This window comes from Enterococcus gallinarum (assembly GCF_021496385.1).
Lineage (GTDB): Bacteria > Bacillota > Bacilli > Lactobacillales > Enterococcaceae > Enterococcus_D > Enterococcus_D gallinarum.
This window is the reverse complement of record NZ_CP050816.1, coordinates 2,557,253-2,580,560: the sequence shown is the minus strand read 5'-3', so window position 1 is coordinate 2,580,560 and position 23,308 is coordinate 2,557,253. Positions and strand designations below refer to the sequence as shown.

The 23,308-nt window shown below is 40.5% G+C and carries 27 protein-coding genes and 1 other annotated feature (1 of these 28 only partly in view); all 27 genes read left to right on the top strand.

Annotated elements, in window-relative coordinates; all coding sequences use genetic code 11:
• Nucleotides 1-6: a sequence feature (ribosomal protein L21 leader region), on the top strand; it begins 66 nt to the left of the window's first position.
• A 19-nt stretch (nucleotides 7-25) separates the two neighbouring features.
• The 27 genes from rplU (at nucleotide 26) to HED61_RS12580 (ending at nucleotide 23,303) form a co-directional block, all read left to right on the top strand.
• On the top strand, nucleotides 26-334 hold the full coding sequence (gene rplU, locus HED61_RS12710; RefSeq protein WP_005225751.1) for a 50S ribosomal protein L21: 309 nt from the start codon (nucleotides 26-28) through the stop codon (nucleotides 332-334).
• Between the two features lie 26 nt (nucleotides 335-360).
• Nucleotides 361-705, top strand: a complete 345-nt coding sequence (locus HED61_RS12705; protein WP_003126178.1) for a ribosomal-processing cysteine protease Prp — start codon at nucleotides 361-363, stop codon at nucleotides 703-705.
• Between the two features lie 12 nt (nucleotides 706-717).
• Complete coding sequence (rpmA, locus tag HED61_RS12700) at nucleotides 718-1,011, top strand: 50S ribosomal protein L27 (RefSeq protein WP_003126181.1); 294 nt, start codon at nucleotides 718-720, stop codon at nucleotides 1,009-1,011.
• 90 nt (nucleotides 1,012-1,101) lie between these two features.
• A complete protein-coding gene (locus HED61_RS12695; protein ID WP_003126182.1) occupies nucleotides 1,102-1,554 on the top strand; it encodes a GNAT family N-acetyltransferase in 453 nt (150 codons plus the stop codon).
• Between the two features lie 524 nt (nucleotides 1,555-2,078).
• Nucleotides 2,079-3,005 carry a phosphate/phosphite/phosphonate ABC transporter substrate-binding protein gene (locus HED61_RS12690; protein ID WP_003126183.1) on the top strand — a complete coding sequence of 309 codons (927 nt, stop codon included), beginning with the start codon at nucleotides 2,079-2,081 and terminating at the stop codon, nucleotides 3,003-3,005.
• 81 nt (nucleotides 3,006-3,086) lie between these two features.
• A complete protein-coding gene (gene phnC / locus HED61_RS12685; RefSeq protein WP_005471132.1) occupies nucleotides 3,087-3,875 on the top strand; it encodes a phosphonate ABC transporter ATP-binding protein in 789 nt (262 codons plus the stop codon).
• Entirely contained in the window at nucleotides 3,872-4,654 is a 783-nt protein-coding gene (gene phnE / locus HED61_RS12680) for a phosphonate ABC transporter, permease protein PhnE (protein ID WP_081131634.1), read from the top strand. The genes phnC and phnE (HED61_RS12680) overlap by 4 nt, the downstream gene beginning before the upstream one ends.
• A complete protein-coding gene (gene phnE / locus HED61_RS12675; RefSeq protein ID WP_171917336.1) occupies nucleotides 4,651-5,436 on the top strand; it encodes a phosphonate ABC transporter, permease protein PhnE in 786 nt (261 codons plus the stop codon). The genes phnE (HED61_RS12680) and phnE (HED61_RS12675) overlap by 4 nt, the downstream gene beginning before the upstream one ends.
• 151 nt (nucleotides 5,437-5,587) lie before the next feature.
• Nucleotides 5,588-6,496 carry a diacylglycerol/lipid kinase family protein gene (locus tag HED61_RS12670; RefSeq protein ID WP_081131633.1) on the top strand — a complete coding sequence of 303 codons (909 nt, stop codon included), beginning with the start codon at nucleotides 5,588-5,590 and terminating at the stop codon, nucleotides 6,494-6,496.
• Nucleotides 6,497-6,592: 96 nt separating this feature from the next.
• Nucleotides 6,593-7,129: a GNAT family N-acetyltransferase gene (locus tag HED61_RS12665; protein ID WP_219644995.1), complete on the top strand. Its 537-nt coding sequence runs from the start codon at nucleotides 6,593-6,595 to the stop codon at nucleotides 7,127-7,129.
• 231 nt (nucleotides 7,130-7,360) lie between these two features.
• Nucleotides 7,361-10,186: a sigma-54-dependent transcriptional regulator gene (locus HED61_RS12660; RefSeq protein WP_005471136.1), complete on the top strand. Its 2,826-nt coding sequence runs from the start codon at nucleotides 7,361-7,363 to the stop codon at nucleotides 10,184-10,186.
• A gap of 227 nt (nucleotides 10,187-10,413) precedes the next feature.
• Nucleotides 10,414-10,908: a PTS system mannose/fructose/N-acetylgalactosamine-transporter subunit IIB gene (locus HED61_RS12655; protein ID WP_029486684.1), complete on the top strand. Its 495-nt coding sequence runs from the start codon at nucleotides 10,414-10,416 to the stop codon at nucleotides 10,906-10,908.
• Nucleotides 10,909-10,978: 70 nt separating this feature from the next.
• Nucleotides 10,979-11,968 carry a mannose/fructose/sorbose PTS transporter subunit IIB gene (locus tag HED61_RS12650; protein ID WP_003126193.1) on the top strand — a complete coding sequence of 330 codons (990 nt, stop codon included), beginning with the start codon at nucleotides 10,979-10,981 and terminating at the stop codon, nucleotides 11,966-11,968.
• Between the two features lie 29 nt (nucleotides 11,969-11,997).
• Nucleotides 11,998-12,801, top strand: a complete 804-nt coding sequence (locus HED61_RS12645) for a PTS mannose/fructose/sorbose transporter subunit IIC (RefSeq protein WP_003126194.1) — start codon at nucleotides 11,998-12,000, stop codon at nucleotides 12,799-12,801.
• Between the two features lie 20 nt (nucleotides 12,802-12,821).
• Nucleotides 12,822-13,733: a PTS system mannose/fructose/sorbose family transporter subunit IID gene (locus HED61_RS12640; RefSeq protein WP_003126195.1), complete on the top strand. Its 912-nt coding sequence runs from the start codon at nucleotides 12,822-12,824 to the stop codon at nucleotides 13,731-13,733.
• 113 nt (nucleotides 13,734-13,846) lie between these two features.
• Entirely contained in the window at nucleotides 13,847-14,212 is a 366-nt protein-coding gene (locus HED61_RS12635; RefSeq protein ID WP_005471141.1) for a DUF956 family protein, read from the top strand.
• A gap of 72 nt (nucleotides 14,213-14,284) precedes the next feature.
• On the top strand, nucleotides 14,285-14,524 hold the full coding sequence (locus tag HED61_RS12630; protein WP_005471142.1) for a GlsB/YeaQ/YmgE family stress response membrane protein: 240 nt from the start codon (nucleotides 14,285-14,287) through the stop codon (nucleotides 14,522-14,524).
• A gap of 80 nt (nucleotides 14,525-14,604) precedes the next feature.
• Nucleotides 14,605-15,117, top strand: a complete 513-nt coding sequence (locus tag HED61_RS12625) for an RNA polymerase sigma factor (protein WP_005471145.1) — start codon at nucleotides 14,605-14,607, stop codon at nucleotides 15,115-15,117.
• Nucleotides 15,110-16,168 (top strand): anti sigma factor C-terminal domain-containing protein, encoded by a 1,059-nt coding sequence (locus tag HED61_RS12620; protein ID WP_219644996.1) that lies wholly within the window; start codon nucleotides 15,110-15,112, stop codon nucleotides 16,166-16,168. The genes HED61_RS12625 and HED61_RS12620 overlap by 8 nt, the downstream gene beginning before the upstream one ends.
• Before the next feature lie 108 nt (nucleotides 16,169-16,276).
• Nucleotides 16,277-17,341 (top strand): M24 family metallopeptidase, encoded by a 1,065-nt coding sequence (locus HED61_RS12615; protein WP_138372060.1) that lies wholly within the window; start codon nucleotides 16,277-16,279, stop codon nucleotides 17,339-17,341.
• Nucleotides 17,342-17,543: 202 nt separating this feature from the next.
• On the top strand, nucleotides 17,544-17,969 hold the full coding sequence (locus HED61_RS12610) for an Asp23/Gls24 family envelope stress response protein (RefSeq protein ID WP_003126202.1): 426 nt from the start codon (nucleotides 17,544-17,546) through the stop codon (nucleotides 17,967-17,969).
• Nucleotides 17,962-18,414: a transcription antitermination factor NusB gene (nusB, locus tag HED61_RS12605; RefSeq protein ID WP_003126203.1), complete on the top strand. Its 453-nt coding sequence runs from the start codon at nucleotides 17,962-17,964 to the stop codon at nucleotides 18,412-18,414. The genes HED61_RS12610 and nusB overlap by 8 nt, the downstream gene beginning before the upstream one ends.
• A 250-nt stretch (nucleotides 18,415-18,664) precedes the next feature.
• Nucleotides 18,665-18,982, top strand: a complete 318-nt coding sequence (locus HED61_RS12600) for a cupin domain-containing protein (RefSeq protein ID WP_113849571.1) — start codon at nucleotides 18,665-18,667, stop codon at nucleotides 18,980-18,982.
• 14 nt (nucleotides 18,983-18,996) lie between these two features.
• On the top strand, nucleotides 18,997-20,637 hold the full coding sequence (locus HED61_RS12595) for a peptide ABC transporter substrate-binding protein (RefSeq protein ID WP_138372059.1): 1,641 nt from the start codon (nucleotides 18,997-18,999) through the stop codon (nucleotides 20,635-20,637).
• 261 nt (nucleotides 20,638-20,898) lie between these two features.
• On the top strand, nucleotides 20,899-21,750 hold the full coding sequence (locus HED61_RS12590) for a bifunctional methylenetetrahydrofolate dehydrogenase/methenyltetrahydrofolate cyclohydrolase (RefSeq protein WP_005471160.1): 852 nt from the start codon (nucleotides 20,899-20,901) through the stop codon (nucleotides 21,748-21,750).
• 1 nt (nucleotide 21,751) lies between these two features.
• Nucleotides 21,752-23,104 carry an exodeoxyribonuclease VII large subunit gene (gene xseA, locus HED61_RS12585; RefSeq protein WP_003126207.1) on the top strand — a complete coding sequence of 451 codons (1,353 nt, stop codon included), beginning with the start codon at nucleotides 21,752-21,754 and terminating at the stop codon, nucleotides 23,102-23,104.
• Nucleotides 23,085-23,303, top strand: coding sequence for an exodeoxyribonuclease VII small subunit (locus HED61_RS12580; RefSeq protein ID WP_003126209.1), 219 nt, complete (start codon nucleotides 23,085-23,087; stop codon nucleotides 23,301-23,303). Before xseA ends, HED61_RS12580 begins: the two co-directional genes overlap by 20 nt.
• The last annotated feature ends 5 nt before the right edge of the window (nucleotides 23,304-23,308 follow it).

Sequence of the window (23,308 nt, the reverse complement as noted above, 5' to 3'; positions counted from 1 at the left end):
ATAATAGAAGGAGGTGCTTTAGAGCATGTACGCAATTATCAAAACTGGTGGTAAACAAGTAAAAGTTGAAGTGGGTCAAGCAATCTATGTTGAAAAATTAGATGTAGAAGCTGGACAAAAAGTTACTTTTGATGAAGTGATCTTAGTAGGTGGCGAATCAACAAAAGTAGGTGCCCCAATCGTTGCTGGTGCAACTGTTGAAGGAACTGTAGAAAAACACGGCAAACAAAAGAAAGTCGTAACTTTCAAATACAAACCTAAAAAACATTCACACCGCAAACAAGGTCACCGTCAACCTTACACAAAAGTTGTTATTGACGCAATCAATGCATAATTCTTACGAAAAGTAGGGTAACGAATATGATCAAAGGGACATTCAAGCGTAATGACTCTGGTCGGATTGTTTCTTTTGAACTTACCGGTCACGCGCAAGCAGGAGAATATGGCAAAGACATCGTCTGCGCAGCTGCTTCAGCATTAGCGATCAGTGCGGTAAATGGGATCGATGCTTTGGCTGGTGTAACACCAATCGTTGAAGCGAACAATGAAGAAGGTGGCTACCTTCTTGTTAAACTTGTTCCTCGTTTGACCCAAGAGCAGTCGAATATCTCTCAGATTCTTTTAGAGAATCTATTGATTGGTCTGCAATCTGTTCAAGAAGAATACAGCGATTATATCCAAATCAAAACAATCAAAGAAAACTAGGAGGTGCATCTCATGTTGATGAAAATGAATTTGCAATTCTTCGCTCACAAAAAAGGGGGCGGTTCTACTTCTAACGGACGCGACTCTCAATCAAAACGTTTAGGTGCTAAACGTGCTGATGGTCAAACTGTTTCAGGTGGATCAATCCTTTATCGCCAACGCGGTACTAAAATTTACCCAGGAGTAAACGTAGGTATCGGTGGAGATGATACATTATTTGCAAAAGTTGACGGTGTTGTTCGTTTCGAACGTAAAGGCCGCGACAAAAAGCAAGTTTCTGTATACCCAGTAGCGCAAGAAGCTTAATAATACAGTTAGATGATTTACTATATCCTTAGTAAGTCATCTTTTTTTATTCGGTTTGTTTGAAAGCGATTTAATTAGAGGAGGTCTGAAATGATCCGGTTAAAACCAATCACAAAAGAGAATTATCGTGGTTGTATTGAACTAAAAACAACCAAAGAACAAGAAAAATTTGTTGCGCCTAATTGGTATTCTTTGCTGGAAGCTGTATATGAAGAAGCTCGGCAGGCTTTTGCGATTTATCATCAAGAAGAAATGATCGGTTTCTTATTGTTTAGTTATTACGAAGCGGATGAAGATTATGCAAAAGAATCATGGTGGATCGAGCGTTTTATGATTGATCATCGCTTTCAGCAAAAAGGATATGGATCACAGGCAATGGAAGCAGCGATTGAATGGTTCCGGCAGGCGATCCAAGCAAAAGAACTACGAATTTCTTCCGTTAAAGAAAATACGATCGCTAAACAAATGTACGAAGGTTTTGGATTTGTTGCAACTGGAGAGTTTGTAAATGATGAGACCGTGTTGTTGAAAGAATGGAGATAATCTAGTTGAAAATAAACTCATGGTGGTGTTGGATGTGAGGAGCCGACAGCCATGAGTTTTTTTGCACTTGAAAGACTGCTGTTGTAAGTCCGGGGAAGAAAAGGCGATCATCTTTTCGATCTGTCTCTTCAAACTTTTGTTTTGGTAATCTTGGTCAAACTAGTTACCGGTAGATGTGAAGAGAGAATTGTAGCCTCAAAAGTAGAGAATTTCCTGATTGATGACATGTCCAATAGATCACAACTATCTTCGAGAGGATTAACAGAAACTTTACGTGTTGTAAATACAAACAATAAATTGCTTTGGTACTCTTTTTAAAGTAGAGCAAAGCAATTGACAGACTGTGAAATACTCTTTGATTGAGAAAAGGCACACAAGTTAATGTTCGTGATTAGATTGATTTTACTAAAAAAATATCCATTTATAGCGAAAAATAGTTGTAATTAAATGTACGTTTTTCTATAATCAAAAAGGTAAAGTTCGTTAATTGGTTGTTCTGATTTTTAACACAAAGGAGAAGAAGAATGAAGCTTTGGAAAAAGGTAGGAATCGTTGGATTAGGGTTAGCAACTGGATTGGCATTAGCAGCTTGCGGAGCGGGAGAATCTAGTTCGAGTGCAGAGGAACAATATGTTCCAGAAAAGTTGACAGTTCAATTTGTGCCCTCGCAAGCAGCAGAAACGTTAGAGGCTAAAGCGAAACCGCTTGAAAAGCTGCTAAGTGATAAATTAGGAATTCCAGTTACCGTAAGTGTTTCAACAGATTACAATACGATCGTCGAAGCAATGGCTTCTAAGCAAGTGGATGTAGGCTTTTTGCCTCCAAATGCTTATGTTTTGGCTCATGAACAAAGCAATGTAAAAGTATTACTGCAGGCACAGCGATATGGAATCAAGCAGCCTGGTGGTGAAGCGACAGATGAATTGGTGGATAGCTATCGATCAATGGTTGTGGTCAAGAGCGGCAGCGATATCAAGGAATTAGCTGATTTGAAAGGGAAAACGATCGCTACACAAGATGTAACCTCTTCGGCTGGGTATGTTTGGCCAGTTGCGGAACTTCAAAAAGAAGGGATAGACATCAATAAGGATGTAACGACAGTTCAAGTCAAAGGTCATGACCAAGCAGTTTTGGCTGTCTTAAACGGAGATGTAGATGCGGCTTTCGTTTTTGAAGATGCGCGAAATACAGTGAAGAAAGATTATCCTAAAATCATGAATGACGTGGAACCTATGTATTTCACAGAACCAATCCCGAATGACACCATTAGTGTTCGCAGTGATATGAGTGAGGAATGGGACAAAAAAATCCAAGATGCCTTTATCGAAATTGGTAAAGATGAAGAAGGTCATCAAATCATTTCAGATATCTACTCTCATGAAGGCTATGTAGTCTCCCAAGACAGTAATTTTGATATCGTTCGTGAATATGCAGAACAAGTAGGACAATAAGCGGCAGAGAAAGGGTATCGTATCAGCAGATACCCTTTTCAATTTTATAAAAGTAGTTTAATGAGAGAAAGTAGGAGAACCATGGCGTTAGCAAATAAAAAGATCATTTCGTTTAGAAATGTGACAAAAGAATATCCAAACGGTGTGCTGGGGTTAAAAGATTTGAATATTGACATCGATCAAGGGGAGTTTGTGATCGTTGTTGGGTTGTCTGGTGCGGGGAAATCAACCATGCTGCGTTCCATCAACCGCTTGCACGAAATCACCAGTGGCGAAATTTTGATCGATAATCGCTCCATTACAAAAGCAAAGGGCAAAGAATTACGTTTGATTCGCCGAGACATTGGCATGATTTTCCAAAGCTTCAATTTGGTAAAACGTTCGAGTGTCTTAAGGAATGTTCTCACTGGAAGAGTCGCTTATCACCCCACTCTTCAGATGCTTTTGGGATTGTTTCCGCAAGCGGATAAGGAACTAGCTTATCAATCGCTACAAAGAGTGAATCTAGCCGAAAAAGTTTATTCAAGAGCCGATCAATTGTCTGGTGGGCAGCAACAACGGGTCTCGATTGCACGGGCATTGACTCAGGAACCAAAAATCATTTTAGCGGATGAGCCGGTAGCTTCTCTGGATCCTATGACAACGGAGAAGGTCATGAGTGATTTAAAGCGGATCAATCAAGAGTTAGGTATTACGATCGTTGTCAATTTGCATTCCGTGCAATTAGCGCGAGAGTATGGTACACGGATCATTGGGTTACGTGATGGTTGCCTTGTTTTTGATGGACCAGTTAGCGAAGCCACTGACCGAAAATTAAAAGAAATCTACGGCAGTGAGATTATCGAAGAGCAAGGAGGCACAGAAAAATGACCACTCAATTGTTGCCTAAACGAAGCGGACTATGGAAGAATATTCTTTGGTTGGTGCTTTTTTTGCTCGTTTTGATTTTGAGTGGATCGATTACGGGAGTCGATCTTCGCCGTTTTTTTGAAAATGCGGATCAAATGAACGTGATACTGATAAAAATGCTGCGACCAGATTGGTCGTATAGTACGATCATTGTGGAGCCTCTTCTTCAAACCATTCAAATGGCAATTGTCGGAACAACGTTTGGGGCGCTCATTGCTTTGCCTTTTTCTTTGCTGGCAGCCAGAAATATCCTAACAATTCCTTGGCTATCGGGGATTTTTCGCTTTCTTTTGAATATCGTGCGAACGATTCCTGATTTGATGTTGGCGGCGCTGTTCGTAGCAGTTGTCGGTATTGGTCCGGTAGCTGGTGTGATTTCAATTTCCATCTTTTCTTTTGGGATGATCACGAAATTATTTTATGAGTCGATCGAAACAATTGATGCGGGACCGATCGAGGCTGTCACCGCTTCAGGGGGATCAAAACTGGCGATTATCCGTTACGCAGTACTTCCGCAGGTAACGAGTCATTTTTTAAGTTATCTTTTGTACGCCTTTGAGATCAATGTTCGCGCCTCAACGATCTTAGGGTATATCGGCGCGGGAGGAATCGGTGTCTTTTTGCAACGATCATTGAGTCAATTTCGCTACGACCAAACGGCAATTATCGTTTTGGCGATTTTTATCGTTGTTCTTCTTATAGATACCATCAGTAATAGAGTAAGGGAGCGATTGCTATGATGTTGCCAACGGAACCCCAGAAAAAAAGAAAATGGCTTTTCGTGCTCGTTCTGGTTGCTATTTATATTTGGGCATTTGCAGGAATCCCCTTAGCTGCTATCAAAGAAAACGTTGGTCAAATCTTAGGGGCAATTTTCTACGGATTGATCCATCCAGATTGGAGTTATGTCTATACCGGGGATGGCGAAGATTTGTTCAGTTTAATGATTGAAACGGTAGCCATCGCTTTTGTTGGTACATTTATTTCTTCTTTATTAAGTATTCCTTTTGCGTTTTGGGCAGCTCGAAGCAAAAATACACCTAGATTCTTGTCGAGCACAGGAAAAGTCGTCTTAACAGCGATTCGCACGTTTCCTGAGATTGTTCTAGCCATCATGTTTATTAAAACTGTTGGTCCAGGATCTTTTGCGGGCGTTTTAGCCGTCAGTGTCCATTCCATAGGTATGTTGGCCAAGTTATATAGTGAAGCGATCGAAAATATGGATCAGGGACCTTCTGAATCTGTTGTGAGTGCTGGCGGAAATCGCTGGGCGGTTTTGGGATTTGCGACTTTACCGCAGTTGATTCCAGAATTTTTGTCGTTTACTTTATATCGTTTTGAATTAGCTGTTCGCTCTGCATCGATTCTGGGAATAGTGGGAGCAGGAGGGATTGGTACACCGATGATTTTTGCTATCAATGCACGATCTTGGAGTCGTGTGGGCATCATTTTGCTTGGTATTATTTTGACAGTTACCTGTATTGATTTTATTTCGGGGCGTTTACGCAAACGATTGGTCTAAGAATAAGAAATACGGCAATTACACACAGCCCTATTCGATTCAATTGGAGATTCGGTCAGAGTTATTCGCGGTGGTTTGCAAAAAAGACAAATCTGGTGGCTCTTTGTTATACTAAAATGTGAAACGAAGTAGCATTAAGGAGGCAGAGGAGATGAAAGCACTATTGATCGTCAATCCTAGTTCAGGAGGCGAAAAAGCTGCAGAATACGAGGAATTAGCAACAAAAAAATTGCAGGAACTATTTGATGAAGTGGCTGTTGCACACACAGAAAAAGCGGGTGATGCCGAGCGGTTCGCATCTGAAGCTGTCGGCTCCGTGGATAGCGTGTTTGCAATGGGAGGTGATGGTACAGTTAATGAGGCGATCAGCGGAATTGCTAGTCATGAGGAGCGTCCGCGTTTTGGCTTTTTCCCTCTAGGTACAGTCAATGATTTGGCTCGTGCATTGGCCATTCCTCTTGATCCTGAAGAAGCAATCGAATCATTTTCGTTGAATCATTCTCGCAAAATCGATATTGGGAAAATCAATGACGATTATTTCATGAATGTAGTGGCGATCGGCATCATTCCAGCAGCTATCAACAATGTTGAAGTTGAAGAAAAAACGAAACTTGGAAAAATGGCTTATTTCCTTTCCGGGTTACGGGAAGTACGCAAAAATGAAAGCCATCAATTTGAAATTATCACTAGTGGTCAGGAAGCAACAGAAACCAAAATTGAAAGCAGCACACTGATCGTAGGATCGTCGAATACGATCGGTGGTTTTGAATCGCTGTTACCAGAAGCGAGTACGAATGATGGGAAATTGCATCTTATCTACATTAAAGACAGCAATCTTTGGGAAACCATCAAGAGTATTCCCGAACTGCTAAAAGGAGTGACGGAATCCAACGAATCCCTTGGATATCTAACGTTTGAAAAAGCGCAGATCAAACTACTGGATGATACAACGATCGAAACCAATGTCGATGGAGACCCTGGTCCAAGTCTGCCGGTTGAGATCCAAGTATTACCACAACATATTACTGTGTTTTGCGGGCAAGAAAAAAATCAAGCATAAGCTAGTGGGTAAAGATGATCCTTGTTTTTAGACAAGGATTGTCTTTTTTTTATTAGAAAGGTATACTGATAAAAATTTGAAGAAAGAAGGGAATATATGAACATTCGAAAGGCTGCTGTTGCAGATACCAAATCATTGTTAAAAATTTATGCGCCTTATGTAGATCATACGGCTATTACTTTTGAAACAGAGATACCAACTGAGGAAGAGTTTGCGCACCGGATCACTCAAACGCTTCAGCGTTATCCATACTTGATTGCTGAAGAAAATGGTGTCATTCTTGGCTATGCTTATGCCACCACTTACAAAATACGAGCTGCCTATGACTGGACGGCGGAAGTGACGGTTTACATCGATCGAGAAGTAAAAGCAAAAGGGATAGGAACGATGCTTTATCATCATTTGGAGTCAGAGTTGAAAAAACAAAATATCGTAAATTTGACCGCTTGTATCACGGCTGGGAATGAAAGCAGTGTGAGGTTCCATCAAAAATTTGGTTACAAAGAAGTTGCATATTACCCACAAATTGGCTATAAGTTTGAGCAGTGGCACGATGTTTTATGGATGCAAAAAGAGTTGCAGCAGTTTGATGGTGACGTGCCAAAATTTATTCCCTACCCATTGACACAATAATCATAGCATTAGATTGTCTTTTTTTTGCTAAATGCTTTATTCTTAAGTTAATCAAAAGGTGCTATGAAAAAATGGTTAGTGCTGTATGCTGCAAGATTTTTCAAGGGGCGTGTTTAAGGGTGGCTAGGTTATTGGCTGGTTTGAGTAGGGAAAGTATTCAGAAAAGATTTGCAATTTTTATTCAAACCCATTAAAGTATTCAAGGATAAAACTTTCAAGGAGGCGGAGCTGTTGGGGAAACGGATTGAGCGTATTTATCAATTTTTATTGGAAAATACAGAAAATGGCTTGAATGAAAAGGGAACGACGACATCAGAGGTCGCTGATCAATTGATGATCCAACGAAGCAATGCCAGCAAAGATTTGAATCAACTTGTCAAAGAAGGCCGCGTTCAAAAGAGTGATACCCGGCCAGTGAGGTATTGGGTAGCTCAAGATGCACGGTCTGGGCCTGAGAAATATGTTCCAAGTTATAAAGAGAACCGCCCCCAAAGAGAGAAAGCTACGCCGCAGCGAGTGGATGTCAAATTGGGAAACCGTGATATTTTTTCAACGATCATTGGTGTGAACGGCAGCATGAAAAATGCTGTCGAACAAGCCAAAGCGGCAATTCTGTATCCTCCTAAGGGGCTGAATTGTTTGATCACTGGACCAACAGGTTCAGGGAAGACGTATTTTGCTCACGCCATGTTTCAGTTTGCGAAAAGCAATCAGGTGATCGAAGAGGAAAAAGAGTTGATCGTTTTCAACTGTGCCGATTATGCCAATAATCCAGAGTTGCTTATGAGCCATTTGTTCGGTTATGTTCGCGGTGCTTTTACCGGAGCGGATCAGGAGAAAACTGGAATCATTGATCAGGCGGATGAAAGTATGCTATTTCTAGATGAAATACATCGATTGCCGCCTGAAGGACAAGAAATGATTTTTTACTTTATGGATCATGGAACCTTTAGTCGATTAGGTGAGACTGGTAAAAATCATCAAGCCAATGTTCGCATCGTCGGAGCAACTACTGAGGATCCCAATTCGACATTGTTGGACACTTTTACTCGGAGAATTCCGATCAATATCCAACTGCCGTTTTTTGAAAAACGACCTGCCTCAGAAAAAGTGGATCTTGTTCGGGTACTTGTAGGACAAGAAGCAACACGAATCCAACGCACGATCACATTGACTGAAGATGTCGTTAAAGCGTTGATTGGCAGTGTCAGCTTCGGAAATATTGGTCAATTGAAGTCCAACGTTCAGTTGGTCTGTGCACGAGGGTTCTTGAATCATATGCAACAAGATGAAATCGAGATTGATTTGGACGAACTTCCCGAAGGAATCCGCTCAGGATTAATGGTCTTGGGGAATCGCCGAGATGAGTTAGCAGAGCTGTCCAAAATTCTTGAGCCGACTGTGCGTGTTCAACCAAACCAAAATCTTAATAATATTCAATCCGATTCTTATGAATTACCGTATAATCTTTACGATATTATCGGCGATAAAGCTGCTTTATTAAAAGCGGATGGGCTGGATCAAGAAGCCATCAATCATTTCATATCTACAGATATCAATGTTCATTTGAAATCATTTTACAAAGATCACGGCTTTTCTTTCAATTCAGAAAACAAATTGAGCGAGTTTGTGGATCAAAAAGTGATCACAGTGACAAATCGTATTTATGATCTGGTACGCACAAGGCTGAACTATGAATTTCAGCAAAATTTTGTGTATGCGATGAGCTTACACATTAGTTCTTTTTTGAAAAAAATTCATCTGGGAGAAGAACGGCATACCAATGACAATATTCGTCAAATGGTCGCCGACTATCCGAAAGAGTTTGAAGTTGCTAAAGAAATTCGTACATTTATTGGTGATAGTTTCAAAGTATCGATTCCTGAAAGTGAAACCTATTATTTGGCTGTTTTACTCGTATCTTTGCGGACTGCCCATTCCTCTGGAAAAATTGGTGTAGTTGTAGCAGCCCATGGGAACAGCACGGCAAGCAGTATGGTTCAAGTGGTTCAACAACTTTTAGAAGTGGATCAAGTGGCAGCAGTAGACATGCCTTTGGACATGCCGCCTACCGTTGCATTGAAAAAGATCGAAGAAAGTGTTCAAGCAGTTAATGATGGTAGCGGCGTGATTTTATTAGTAGATATGGGATCTTTAGCTACCTTCAACAATGAGATTCAGAGGGAAACAGGTGTGATTGTACGGACTGTCGATATGGTGACGACATCAATCGTTTTGGAAACAGTCCGAAAAGCCTCAGTTATCGGCACGGACATCGATAGTTTGTATGAATCGCTTAGAAAATTTCGCGGCTATGGTTCCGTTGAACAGCCGGAGGGTCACTTAAGCAATCATCATCGCAAAGCCATCTTAGCCATCTGTGCCTCGGGTAAAGGAACGGCTCAGAGGATCAAAGAACTAATTCAAAGTTCCCTCTCGAAACGTCAAAATCAGAATGTAGAGGTTGTGACACTTTCAGTGGCTGATTTAAAGACTGAGTTAGAACCCATACAAAGACAGTATCAACTGATCGCCACGACAGGGATCATAGATCCAAAAATCGATGCGCCTTTTATTTCTCTGGAACGATTCATTGATCAAGATGTAGATCAATTGTTGGAAGAAATTTTGTTAGAGAATGATCTGAGTTTTGAACAAGATGTTGAACTTGGTGAAGAACAAGCAGAAGAAATTTGTTTTAAATATATGGAGCAAAACCTGACTTTTGTCAATCCGCGAAAAGTTATCGAGCCATTGTGGCAATTTGGCCATCAATTGATCAATGATTTAGAATTGACGGATGCAATACCAGGGTTTCAAATCAATTTTGTGCTCCACTCTGCTGGAATGATCGAACGGATCGTATTAAAGCAACCTTTAACTGTCGATGAACCCCTTGTTTCTGAACTGAAGCAAGAGCCGATGTACAAAAAACTTCACATCCATGTTCGCTCGTTCTCGCGCTTGTTAAATGTAGAAATACCAGAAAGCGAAGAATATTACTTAGCAGAGTTGATTAAAAATCATCAAGAAAAAACGGTTTTGGCTGATCAATAATACATTAAGAATAGAATACACTAAAAAAGATACACTGTTTTTCAGTGTATCTTTTTTAGTGTATCATCAAGAGGCCGATTCTTAAGCCTTTCCAAAGATTAGTGTATTGTATAAAAGTTGGCACGCTTCTTGCTTCTATATAAGTGGATACAGGAGGTGAATGAAAAAAGTAAGGGATCCACAAATAGCCAGCGGATCGATGGATGTAGGAGGTTTTTACGATGGGAATGGATATACGTCTTGCTCGGATCGATGATCGTTTGATTCATGGTCAAGTAGCAACAGCCTGGTCGAAAATGACTGGTATTAACCGAATCATCGTTGTCAGTGACGAAGTCGCAAATGATCAGCTTCGCAAATTTCTTTTGAAAGAAGCCGCTCCGCCAGGAATCAAATCCAATGTCGTCACAGTGGCGAAAATGCTTGAGGTTGCACATAACGCATTATTTGATACCCAAAAAGTCATGTTATTATTTACCAATCCTCAAGATGTTGTCACACTAGTCAAAGGCGGATTACCGATTCATTCAATCAATATTGGAGGAATGAGCTTTTCGATAGGAAAGCGGATGATCACTAATTTTGTTTCTGTCAATGATCAAGACCTCGAATCACTGCTTTATTTGCAGAAACAGGGCATTGAAGTCGAGATTCGAAAAGTTCCTGCTGATCGTAAAATCTATTTGATGGATATTTTGGAAAAAGAGGGTAGTCACACTTGATTTTTCGTCGTTGCTTTTTTTCTTTCATTTAAGTGTCACATTTATCAATTTTGAAATAGGAGGTAAAAAGATGGTAGGAATTATCCTAGCAAGTCATGGAGAATTTGCAAACGGCATTTTGCAATCTGGTTCAATGATTTTCGGCGAACAAGAAAATGTTAAAGCTGTAACATTGATGCCAAGTGAAGGCCCAGATGATATCAAAGCAAAAATGCAAGAAGCAATCGCCACATTCGACGATCAAGAAGAAGTGTTATTCTTAGTTGATCTTTGGGGCGGTACACCTTTCAACCAAGCAAACAGCTTGTTTGAAGACCACAAAGACAAATGGGCAATCGTAGCTGGTATGAATTTACCGATGGTCATCGAGGCTTACGCTTCACGTTTTTCAATGAATACAGCACATGAGATTGCTGCACATATCATTGAAACAGCTAAAGAAGGGGTCAAGGTGAAACCAGAAGAACTTGAACCGGCAGAAGCTGCTGCTCCAGTTGTGGCTGACGATCAACCTAAAGGATCACTTCCTCCAGGTACTGTACTGGGCGATGGCAAGATCAAAATTGTATTGGCTCGTGTTGACTCTCGTTTGCTTCACGGACAAGTAGCTACAGCATGGACAAAATCAGTGAATCCATCACGGATCATCGTAGTATCAGATGCAGTTGCAAAAGACGACTTGCGTAAAAAATTGATCGAACAAGCAGCTCCTCCAGGAGTAAAAGCCAATGTTATTCCAGTAGAAAAAATGATCGAAGTGTCAAAAGACCCTCGTTTTGGTAATACGAAAGCATTGCTATTGTTTGAAAATCCAGAAGATGTATTGCGAGTAGTAGAAGGCGGCGTAGACATTCAAGAAGTCAACGTTGGTTCAATGGCTCACTCAGTCGGAAAAGTTGTTGTAAGTAAAGTATTGTCTATGGGTACTGAAGACGTTGAAACGTTCGAAGAACTAAAATCACGGGGCATCAAATTTGATGTGCGTAAAGTACCAAACGATTCACGCGACAACATGGATGAAATTTTGCGTAAAGCGAAAAACGAATTGTCGAACAAGTAAAAAGTATACAACTAAATAGGAGGTCTATCATGTCTATTATATCTATGGTATTAGTAGTAGTCGTTGCCTTTTTAGCTGGTATGGAAGGGATCTTGGATGAATTCCAATTCCACCAACCGCTAGTGGCATGTACATTGATCGGTCTAGTGACCGGTAACTTAGAAGCATGTATTATTTTAGGTGGATCATTACAAATGATCGCGTTAGGTTGGGCAAACATTGGTGCCGCTGTCGCACCGGATGCTGCATTGGCATCTGTTGCATCTGCAATTATTTTAGTTTTAGGTGGACAAGGACGTGGCGGTGTTGACACAGCCATTGCCGTTGCGATTCCTTTGGCTGTAGCTGGTTTGTTCTTAACAATGATCGTACGTACATTAGCTGTACCAATCGTTCACTTTATGGATGCAGCTGCTGAAGAAGGTAATATCCGCAAAATCGAAATGTGGCATGTGATTGCCGTATGTATGCAAGGGATCCGTATTGCGATTCCAGCAGCAGCATTGCTAGCAATTCCAGCTGCAACTGTTCAAAACTTCCTAGAATCTATGCCAGCTTGGTTAACAGATGGTATGGCTATCGGTGGTGGTATGGTTGTTGCCGTAGGTTACGCAATGGTTATCAACATGATGGCAACTCGTGAAGTATGGCCATTCTTCATCATTGGTTTTGTGATTGCAGCGATTTCTGAATTGACATTGATTGCGATCGGTGCATTGGCAGTAGCTATTGCATTGATTTACTTGAACATCACCAAAATGGGCGGATCATCAAATGGAGGCGGCGGCAGCAACACTGGCGACCCTCTAGGCGATATCTTGAATGACTATTAGAATCGAAGGAGGAGAAAAAAATGGCAGAAAAAATTCAATTAAGTAAAAAAGATCGTTTAGCCGTAGCATGGCGCTCTACCTTCATTCAAGGTTCATGGAACTATGAACGTATGCAAAATGGTGGTTGGGCATTCTCAATGATTCCAGCAATCAAAAAATTATACAAAACAAAAGAAGACCGTGCCGCTGCTTTGAAGCGTCATTTGGAATTCTTTAACACTCACCCATATATTGCTTCACCAATTCTAGGGGTAACTTTAGCATTGGAAGAAGAACGTGCCAATGGAGCCGCTGTCGATGATGTAGCGATCCAAGGGGTAAAAGTTGGTATGATGGGTCCTTTGGCTGGTGTCGGTGACCCTGTATTCTGGTTTACTGTTCGTCCGATGTTAGGAGCTCTAGGTGCTTCTCTAGCGTTAGGAGGAAACATCTTAGGCCCAATCATCTTCTTCTTGGCTTGGAATATCATTCGTTGGGCATTTATGTGGTATACACAAGAATTTGGCTACCGTGCCGGATCAAAAATCACAGATGACCTTTCAGGTGGTTTGCTGCAAGACGTAACAAAAGGTGCTTCAATCCTAGGGATGTTCGTATTAGGATCGCTTGTTCAACGTTGGGTATCAATTTCATTTGCACCAGTTGTATCTCGTGTCCCTCTTGATGAAGGAGCATATGTGGATTGGGCAAAATTGCCATCAGGTCCAGAAGGGTTACAACAAGCATTCCAACAAGTCGCTGAAGGCCGTGCATTAACAGATACGAAAGTAACAACCTTGCAAAACAACTTGGATCAATTGATTCCTGGGTTGGCTGCACTATTACTTACTTTGTTATGTATGTGGTTATTGAAGAAAAAAGTTTCTCCAATCATCATCATTATCGGTTTGTTCTTAGTCGGTATCGGTGGACACTTGATCGGATTGTTCTAATCTTTCAACTAAAAGTGCTTGGGGAAACCCAAGCACTTTTTATCTATTCGCCAAAAATCATCAGAACAAGTATAATAAGAAACAATAAGACGTAGAAATGGAGCAAACAAATTATGGTACAATCCCTGAACACCAAAGTTGATTTGACGATCGATGCGACCTCATTTTTGGGTATCAACGAATATGGCAAAATTATGATCGGCGACAAGGCTTTTGAATTTTACAACGACCGTGACCAGCGGAAGTTTATCCAGATTCCTTGGGAAGATGTAGATTACGTGATTGCCTCTGTCATGTTCAAAGGTCGTTGGATCCCAAGGTACGCTATTCGGACGAAAAAAAATGGCACCTATACTTTTTCTTCGAAAGAGCCCAAGAAAGTTTTGCGGGCGATTCGCGTCTATGTTGATCCGGATCATATGGTTCATTCTCTTGGCTTTTTCGATGTGCTAAAGCGGGCGTTCACTCGCAGAAAATAACATGCAGGCATATTTTTGTTCAAACCATAATTGATATGGTACCCTTTTATTAGAAAGTTTAGGAGGGGTATTATGCATTTTTTATGGACATTGATCGTAGGTGCGGTTATCGGATCAATCGGAGGCGCAATCGCTGGTGAGAAACGCGGTTGTATCTTTGATATCGTAGCCGGGCTAGTTGGGGCATCGATTGGTCAAGCACTATTTGGAACATGGGGACCACAGATTGCTGGAATGGCAATTGTTCCTGCCATTATCGGAGCGGTCATTTTTGTCGCTGTTGTTTCGTTCTTCTTGGGACGTAGAAAATAACTTACAGCCATTCATTTTTTAATGAATGGCTTTTTTTTTGTGACTTTTTCTCTGTGAGTTCGTATAGTAGGTATGGAGGGGTGACTGAGTTGGGAGATGAACTGTTAGCAAAAATATATAAAGATTACTCGCAAGACTGTTATTTGTATGCGTTTTATTTTACAAAAAATAAAGAGCAGGCCCAAGATTTAGTCAGTGAGGCGTTTCTCGTCATAGCGGAATCTCTCGATGAGCTAAACGAAAAGCAAATCAACTATTTTTTACTAAAAATAATCAAAAATCGCTTCATTGACTGGACGCGTAAACAAACGGTGGCACATCGATGGCGAAAGTTTCCTTCACACGTTTTTCAAGCAGAAAGCCAACAGTTGTCTACCCCATTGGAAGAAATAATAGGACAAGAGAGAAAAAGAGCATTGTATCGCAGTATTGAGAAATTACCTAAAGATACGCGAGAAGTGATTTTACTATACTATTTTTTGGAGTGGCGAATTGAGGAAATTGCAACGTATAAAGAATGGAGCTACACGCAAGCGAAGAATCGTTTGTATCGAGGAAGACAATTACTTAAGGAGGAATTAACAAATGAATGAACCATTTCACTTTGAACAATTGCAAAGGAAAATCAAACAACAACGTTACAAACGAGGGATTTTCTTTCTTTTTTCAGCTGTTGTACTGACAATTGCAGTTTTACTTGTAATGCCAAAATTTGTTGACCTCTTTTTCTATGATCCTCGGCAAAGTAGTCTACAAGTAAATCAAGATAGTTACATCATGAATCGTCAAATCAATAACGAGTTAACGACGCAAAATCATTTTCTTTCGAAGTATGAAATACGTTCATTAGGTTTTGGCAGTTATGAGGTGACAGAAGTTTATCAAAATCTCGATCAGAATCATTCTACGATTCAGACAGTAACGATCGATAAAAATCACTTGCTGAAGAATTATCAATCTAATTCGCAAAAAAAAGATTTTCTTTTTGAATCATGTATGCGAGATTCATCGAGTCTTGAATTCTCTGAGAATCAGACAATGAAGCAGAACCTTTTGAACAATTTAAAAAAATTGCCCAAAAGCACTTCATTGATCACCACATTAATTTTTGAGAAAGACTTATCTTTGGAAGAATTGAGAGACTGGCAGATGTATCAAATACCCAAAGGAGAAATTCTCTGGACAGCTGTTCGAACAGGGGGGGCAACTGGAAATCAAGATTTTCAGCCGCTTGGGTTTTCCAATAGTTTTTCTCGTGTAGTCCCAGAAGAAAAGACACTTGAAGAGAGTTTTTTAAAAGACTTTCCTTTTCTGGATTTATCTGAAGCAACTAGCAAACAACAATCAGACTATTCAGAAACAGAACAATCCGCTGCGCATTTTGAATCGATGTTGAAATACTTACTAACCCAGAAAGACTTTTTAGCCTTGGAATCGAATGACGCGCGTGATATTTTATCTGTTGAACAAATTGAAACAGCGTTGACCTACATTCAAAAAAACGGTGTACAAACCTATGGAATTTCAGCACGCATGTCCGTAGATGCACTGATTACCCTTCTAGAAGACGGTGAAAACATTTTAACAGCGCGTGTGATGGAGACGAATTTGTTTTCTTTGATAGACCAGATTAACGAGGATTAAAGAATGTCTAAAAGCAATCTGTCTTTTTTTGTATAAATTTTTTTCATTCTTTTCGCTTTTCTGGGAAGTTTGCTATAATAATACAGAACAAGAAAGTGGGGAGAAAGAATGTTAAGAGTTGAAAAATTAAGAGAAGCAATGAGAAAAGATGCCATTGATGGCTTTTTGATCACGAGCCCATACAATTTGCGTTATTTGACCAATTTTACCGGCACGACTGGTTTAGCTGTCATTACATTGGACAAAGCTTTTTTCGTTACTGATTTTCGTTATACAGAGCAAGCGGCTGCTCAAGCACAAGGATTTGAAATCGTAAAAAATAGCGGACCGATTTTTGAAGAAGTTGCGGCTATTTGCGAAAAAGAAGAGATCAATGTTTTGGCTTTCGAAGAAAGTTACGTCAGCTTTTCTGATTATTCGGTCTTGGAGGAGATTATTGAAGAATCTTCATTGGCTCCTGTTTCAGGTATGATCGAAGCATTGCGGGAAGTCAAAGATGAGTCAGAAATCGCGTTGATTCAACAAGCTTGCCATATTGCGGATCAAGGATTTGAACATATTTTGAAAATGATCCGTCCCGGAATGTCAGAAATAGAAGTAGCCAATCAACTTGACTTTTTCATGCGTTCTTTGGGCGCTACAAGCGTTTCTTTTGATACAATCGTTGCCAGTGGATTACGTTCAGCTATGCCCCATGGGGTAGCTAGTGAAAAAGTAATTGAACAAGGAGATTTGATCACTCTGGATTTTGGTTGCTACTATCAAGGATATGTTTCTGATATGACTCGGACGTTCGCCGTAGGTGATCCCGGAGACAAATTAAAAGAAATTTATCAAATCGTCCTTGAAGCTCAAGAAAAAGTTTTAGCTGCAGCCAAACCGGGCATGACAGGAATTGAATTAGATGCAATCGCACGTGATCATATTGCTTCATTCGGCTATGGAGAAGCTTTCGGACATTCAACGGGTCACGGAATCGGTCTAGAGATCCATGAAGGACCAAACGTCTCTTTCCGAGCAGACAAAGCATTTGTTACGGGCAACGTCATTACAGACGAACCGGGAATTTATCTTCCAGGTATCGGCGGCGTTCGAATCGAAGATGATTTGTTGATCACAGAAACTGGTAATCAAGTTTTGACGCATTCTCCTAAAGAATTGATCATCTTGTAAATCAACATCCTCGTTTATTTCAGAAAATTCATTGAGAATAGTGGGTTATTATAGATTCTCAGTGCAGAAAATGATAAACTTAGAGCGAGAAGAAACCTCTATACAAATGAAACTGTCTATCCAAGTCATGACTTATTGAGACGAAACATATCGTGAAGGGATAGATAACAATGTGTGGAAGTTTAGAATGGAGGCAAAACTTATGAATGAAGATAAAAATCTAGTCTTAGACGCAAGTCCTGAATTAGGCGAAATCGTGATCGCACCAGAAGTCATCGAGATCATTATTGGTATCGCAGCATCTAAAGTGGAAGGTGTCTATGGGATGCGGGGGACATTAGCCAATAGTGTGACTGAATTGCTTGGACGCTCCGCGCATGGCAAAGGGGTCTACTTGACAATCGATGAAACTGGGATCAAGGTTGATCTTTATTGCTATCTAAGCTATGGCGTTTCAGTGCCTAAAGTAGCAATGGAAATTCAAGATCGAGTGAAACAGCAAGTATTGTTCATGACAGATGTTCACTTAGCGGAAGTCAATGTCCATGTGGTAGCTGTAGTACCAGAAAAGATTGAGCAACCTGATATTGAAGAATTATTCGGAAACGACGAGGAAGAAAATGAGTAAAGAATTATCACGTCACGAGATTCGGAAAATGGCTCTGCAAGCCTTATTTCCTTTAGATTTTAATAAAGATTTAACGAAACAAGATGCGATCATGCATGCAATTGAGTTGGAACACCATGAGCTGATTGATGAAGAACAGGAACACTTCGTTCCAGCGTATTTGGATCAACTTGTAGCAGGGGTATGTCAGTACAAAGAAGCGTTGGATGAAGTGATCCAGTCCCATTTAAAATCCGGTTGGAAGATCCAACGATTATCAAAAATGGATGTAACGATTTTACGAATTGCATTATATGAAATGGTGTATGTTGACAATGTTCCTAATCGAGTCGCGTTAAATGAAGCCATTGAATTAGCCAAAACATTCAGTGATGACCAATCAAGAAAATTTGTGAATGGTATTTTGTCTAATGTGAACAGTGAAATTGAAAGTAAGAATGACTAGTTAATCAAAACAGCCTCAGCTAAAAGCTGAGGCTGTTTTTTGGTTATTTGCGATACAATGCCATAGTTGTTATTAAGTTGGTTGAGGTGAAAAAACTGGATCTTTCTACAGAGAGAAGTGTTAATAAAAGTAATTTTTTCAAAAAAACAGCTGAAAAATAAAAATAAAAGCGATATTTTGAATAAAAGTATTGACTTTAGAATATTCTGACGATTTAATTGAAAGTAATAATTGAAAGGAGTCAGAAAAAATGAAAATTATTTCAGTGGATAATGGGAAAGAATTTGAAACGATATTTGATTCATTGAATCAAACCAACGGAAAGGTTCAAATGGGAGTGGTTCGGTTAGCTCCAGGTGAGAAAAGACCATTAGAGGGATTTGCACGTCACACACAAGATGAATTTTCCTATGTGATCAAAGGAAGCGCTCATACAGTTTTAGAAGACGGAACAGATCTCACTGGAAATCCGGGAGACTGTCAATGGATCGAAGCCGGAGAAGGGCATATCAACTACAATGATGGCACAGAAACGGCTGAGGTTGTGTGGTTTTTGGTGGAACGATAAAAAGGAGGAAAAGAATGAGAAAAGGATTTAACAGATTGTTGGGGTTGATAGTAGCAATGATATTTTTGACTGGATGTACAGCAGGTACAACAACAAAGCAGAAAGAAGATTCAGCCTCTCAAGTGATTCGACTAATGTCTATGACAGAGCTAACTTCATTGGATCCGGCTGCCATGTTGGACTTCCCAGATGCAATTATTCAAACAGCCACTTTTGAAGGCTTATATCTATTGGATGAAAAGGATGAAGTGCAGCCGGGTGTAGCAGTTGATTTACCGGAAATTTCGTCTGACGGCAAAACTTATCGCTTTAGGTTACGCGAAAATGCACAATGGAGCAATGGGGATCCGGTGACAGCGAATGACTTTGAATATGCTTGGAAACGGATGATTGATCCTGAAAATGCATTTCAGTATAGTTTCTTGATGAATGGATTGATCGAAAATGCGGAAGAAATTGCCCGTGGCGATCAGTCGGCGGATACGCTAGGTGTTGAAGCAAAGGATGACTATACATTAGAAGTCCGTCTTACACAACCAGCTCCGTATTTTACTTCCTTGATGGTTTTTCCGATTTTCTTTCCTCAAAATCAATCGGTTGTCGAAAAATTTGGACAGGAATATGGGACAGCCAGCGACAAAATTGTTTATAATGGACCATTTGTTGTAAAAAACTGGCAGCAAACTGAAATGAATTGGGATTTAGCCAAGAATGAATCTTATTGGGATCAAGAAGCTATTCTGGCAGAAGAGATCCATTATGATGTGGTAAAAGAATCTGCAACCGCGCTAAATCTTTATGAAGATGGACAGTTGGATGTCGCGATCATCAGTGGAGAGATCGCCAAACAAATGCAGTCAAGTGACCAATTTGCCTCTTATCCTTCGGCAACGATGAATTATATCCGGTTAAATCAAGAAAGAAAGGGACAACCGACACCTTTACAAAATGAAAATTTACGAAAAGCTCTCGCATTGGCCATTGATAAAGAGAATCTTGTCAATAATATTATGGCAGATGGATCCAAACCCTTGAATGGCGCGATCACAGAAGGCTTTGTCGCTAATCCTGATACTGGCGTGGACTTTCGTGAGGAAGCTGGTGATTTGATGGCCTATGATAAAGAAAAAGCGCTAGCCTATTGGGAACAGGCAAAAGCAGAATTAGGCGATGAAATCGAGCTTGATCTGTTAACGACTGATGATGGTTCCTACAAAAAAATGGGTGAGAGTATCCAATGGAGTTTGGAGGACCTCTTTACTGGTTTGAAGGTCAATATGCGCTCGCTGCCAGCCGAAACAGCGTTGAATCTTGCTAGTGAAAGCGACTATGATTTGTTCCTAATTTATTGGACTCCCGATTATCAAGATCCTTATTCTACACTTAAGATGATGTATAGCGGAAACAATCGCCATTACTCGAATCCTGTTTATGACCGCTTATTGGATGATGCCAGCACTACCTATGCTCTTGATAAGAACAAGCGATGGGAAACGATGATTGCAGCCGAAAAAGAACTGATGGAAACAACTGCCGGTATGATCGTTATCAGCCAAAATCAAAACTCAGTGTTACAAAATCCTTCAATCTCAGGATTAAACTATCACACTTTTGCGGCACCGATGACTCTCAGAAACCTTGTGAAAAATGAGTGAAGAATAGCTGATCAATCAGACTCATTATATCAAAACTGCGGATTTTGAATTGATTAGGTTTCTACAAACAAATAGTGAAAACTAGGCAGTCCTTTTGCAAAAGAGGCTGCCTTTATTGTTCTGTGTGAGTCTTTGGTTAAGCAGTTGCAATGAGAAAATGCTATGATACTAGAGATGGGAAACTATGATTTTCCTACCAGAAATCATTTTTCTTCAAAGCGAACTATGCTAGAATAGAAAAAAGTCAGAGGAGTTGTCAAGATGGGTATTTTGATTAATGGAAAAGAATTAGCAGAAAAAATGCAAGCAGATCTTACTGCAGAAACCGCCCTTTTAAAAGAACAAGGAATTGTTCCCGGCTTAGTTGTTTTACTGGTAGGGGAAGATAAAGCAAGTCAAACGTATGTGCGAAACAAAGAACTGGCTGCGGCAAGAATCGGCATACGATCTAAAGTTGAACATTATCCCGAGTCGATAACTGAAGAAGAACTACTTAGTGAAATCGACAAGTACAATCAGGACCCAGACTTTCATGGTATCTTAGTCCAGCTGCCACTGCCAAAACAAATCGATGAAGAGAAAGTGTTGCTAGCTATCCGACCTGAAAAAGATGTCGATGGTTTCCATCCTATCAACCTTGGTAAATTGTTTGCTGGTGTTCCCGATCGAATCCCTTGCACCCCTTACGGTATTATGAAAATGTTTGAAGCGTATGATATTCCACTTGAAGGTAAAAATGCATTAGTGATCGGCCGAAGCAATATCGTAGGCAAACCGATGGCACATTTGCTTCTCGGTAAAAATGCTACCGTCACGATCGCACATTCAAAAACACAGAATTTACCAGCATTGGCTAGACAAGCCGATATCTTAGTGGTTGCGATTGGACGCGGTCATTTTGTAACTAAAGAATTTGTGAAAGAAGGAGCAGTCGTTATTGATGTAGGAATGAATCGTGATGAGGCAGGAAAATTGATTGGGGATGTGAAATTTGCTGAAGTTGAACCTATCGCAAGCTATATCACGCCAGTTCCACGAGGCGTCGGACCAATGACGATCACGATGCTGATGGCACAAACCTTAGCAGCGGCAAAGGAGACTGTAAAGAGATAACATGGCACAACAATATTTAACTGTGACCGCATTGACCAAATACTTGAAACGCAAGTTTGATGCTGATCCTTACTTGGAACGAGTCTATTTGACTGGAGAAATCTCCAATTTTCGCAGACGGCCAAACCATCAATATTTTAGCTTGAAAGACGATGGCGCAAAAATTTCGACAGTCATGTTCAAGGGAGCTTTTGACAAGCTGCGATTTCAGCCGGAAGAAGGAATGAAAGTGTTGGCTGTTGGCCGCATTTCACTCTATGAGGCCAGCGGAAATTATCAGATGTACATTGAACACATGGAACCTGACGGAGTGGGGGCGTTGTATCAAGCCTACGAACAACTTAAGAAAAAATTAGCAGAAGAAGGGCTATTTTCAGCTCCCAAAAAAATCCTTCCACGATTTCCAAAACGAATCGCGGTACTTACAAGTCCCAGTGGCGCAGTGATTCGGGATATTATCACCACTGCGCAGCGGCGCTATCCGATTGCCGAAATCGTCTTGTTTCCAACCGTAGTCCAAGGAGACAAGGCAGCAGATGATGTAGTAAAAAATATCCAACGAGTAGAAGCAGATGGCACCTTCGATACAATGATTATTGGCCGCGGCGGAGGTTCTATCGAAGATCTCTGGCCATTTAATGAAGAACGCGTTGCACGTGCCATATTCGCTGCCGAGACACCAGTCATTTCTTCTGTGGGACATGAGACAGATACCACCATCGCTGATTTAGTGGCTGATGTACGAGCAGCCACACCAACTGCTGCTGCTGAATTAGCAGTGCCAGTTCTTTCAGAAGAAATTTTACGGATCGAAGAGAAGCAAACAAGGCTTGAACAAGCATTTATGTATCAAATCCAGCGGAAACAAGAACGTTTCCAACGGGCAGTAGGTTCTTATATTTTTCGTCAACCAGAGCGCTTATATGAGGCCCAAGCGATTAAGCTGGATCAGTTGCAGCAACGAATGAATCAATCGTTGCAAACACAGCTCTATGATAAAGAGAAGGTGGCCAGTCAGTTGATTCATCGTTTGGAACAACAGCTACCTAAGGCACGGCTATCAGCTGCAGGACAAGAAGTTACTTATTTAACGCAACGACTAGAAAAAGCCATTCAACTTAGCGTTGAAAAAAAAGAACAGCGATTTTTAAGTGCTCTCCAATCGTTAGATCTTTTGAGCCCTCTAAAAATCATGGGACGAGGCTACAGTTTTACGACGAAAGACGAGCAAGTCGTTAAAACCATCGCAGATATTGAAGCTGGTGATGAGTTGAACGTCCATTATCAAGATGGTCAAGCGCTTGTTAAAGTTATTGCAACAGAAGGAGAAGATCATGGCAAATCCAACATTTGAAGAATCATTACAAGAATTAGAACAAATCGTTACTCGGCTGGAACAAGGCGATGTACCATTAGAAGAAGCTCTTGACGCTTTTCAAAAGGGAATGGTGTTAAGCAAACAGTGCAAAGATACATTGGCTAAAGCAGAAAAATCATTAACAAAAATGATGACTGAAAACAATGAAGAAGTTCTTTTTGATGAGGAAGACTAATGGAT

Coding starts and splice junctions, on each gene's coding strand:
- HED61_RS12620 (WP_219644996.1), top strand. CDS start 15,110: ATGAATGAACCATTTCACTTTGAACAATTGCAAAGGAAAATCAAACAA.
- HED61_RS12650 (WP_003126193.1), top strand. CDS start 10,979: ATGGTAGGAATTATCCTAGCAAGTCATGGAGAATTTGCAAACGGCATT.
- HED61_RS12695 (WP_003126182.1), top strand. CDS start 1,102: ATGATCCGGTTAAAACCAATCACAAAAGAGAATTATCGTGGTTGTATT.
- phnC (WP_005471132.1), top strand. CDS start 3,087: ATGGCGTTAGCAAATAAAAAGATCATTTCGTTTAGAAATGTGACAAAA.
- HED61_RS12615 (WP_138372060.1), top strand. CDS start 16,277: ATGTTAAGAGTTGAAAAATTAAGAGAAGCAATGAGAAAAGATGCCATT.
- phnE (WP_081131634.1), top strand. CDS start 3,872: ATGACCACTCAATTGTTGCCTAAACGAAGCGGACTATGGAAGAATATT.
- HED61_RS12580 (WP_003126209.1), top strand. CDS start 23,085: ATGGCAAATCCAACATTTGAAGAATCATTACAAGAATTAGAACAAATC.
- HED61_RS12595 (WP_138372059.1), top strand. CDS start 18,997: ATGAGAAAAGGATTTAACAGATTGTTGGGGTTGATAGTAGCAATGATA.
- HED61_RS12665 (WP_219644995.1), top strand. CDS start 6,593: ATGAACATTCGAAAGGCTGCTGTTGCAGATACCAAATCATTGTTAAAA.
- HED61_RS12590 (WP_005471160.1), top strand. CDS start 20,899: ATGGGTATTTTGATTAATGGAAAAGAATTAGCAGAAAAAATGCAAGCA.
- HED61_RS12690 (WP_003126183.1), top strand. CDS start 2,079: ATGAAGCTTTGGAAAAAGGTAGGAATCGTTGGATTAGGGTTAGCAACT.
- phnE (WP_171917336.1), top strand. CDS start 4,651: ATGATGTTGCCAACGGAACCCCAGAAAAAAAGAAAATGGCTTTTCGTG.
- rplU (WP_005225751.1), top strand. CDS start 26: ATGTACGCAATTATCAAAACTGGTGGTAAACAAGTAAAAGTTGAAGTG.
- HED61_RS12645 (WP_003126194.1), top strand. CDS start 11,998: ATGTCTATTATATCTATGGTATTAGTAGTAGTCGTTGCCTTTTTAGCT.
- HED61_RS12630 (WP_005471142.1), top strand. CDS start 14,285: ATGCATTTTTTATGGACATTGATCGTAGGTGCGGTTATCGGATCAATC.
- HED61_RS12640 (WP_003126195.1), top strand. CDS start 12,822: ATGGCAGAAAAAATTCAATTAAGTAAAAAAGATCGTTTAGCCGTAGCA.
- xseA (WP_003126207.1), top strand. CDS start 21,752: ATGGCACAACAATATTTAACTGTGACCGCATTGACCAAATACTTGAAA.
- HED61_RS12600 (WP_113849571.1), top strand. CDS start 18,665: ATGAAAATTATTTCAGTGGATAATGGGAAAGAATTTGAAACGATATTT.
- HED61_RS12655 (WP_029486684.1), top strand. CDS start 10,414: ATGGATATACGTCTTGCTCGGATCGATGATCGTTTGATTCATGGTCAA.
- nusB (WP_003126203.1), top strand. CDS start 17,962: ATGAGTAAAGAATTATCACGTCACGAGATTCGGAAAATGGCTCTGCAA.
- HED61_RS12610 (WP_003126202.1), top strand. CDS start 17,544: ATGAATGAAGATAAAAATCTAGTCTTAGACGCAAGTCCTGAATTAGGC.
- HED61_RS12705 (WP_003126178.1), top strand. CDS start 361: ATGATCAAAGGGACATTCAAGCGTAATGACTCTGGTCGGATTGTTTCT.
- rpmA (WP_003126181.1), top strand. CDS start 718: ATGTTGATGAAAATGAATTTGCAATTCTTCGCTCACAAAAAAGGGGGC.
- HED61_RS12635 (WP_005471141.1), top strand. CDS start 13,847: ATGGTACAATCCCTGAACACCAAAGTTGATTTGACGATCGATGCGACC.
- HED61_RS12670 (WP_081131633.1), top strand. CDS start 5,588: ATGAAAGCACTATTGATCGTCAATCCTAGTTCAGGAGGCGAAAAAGCT.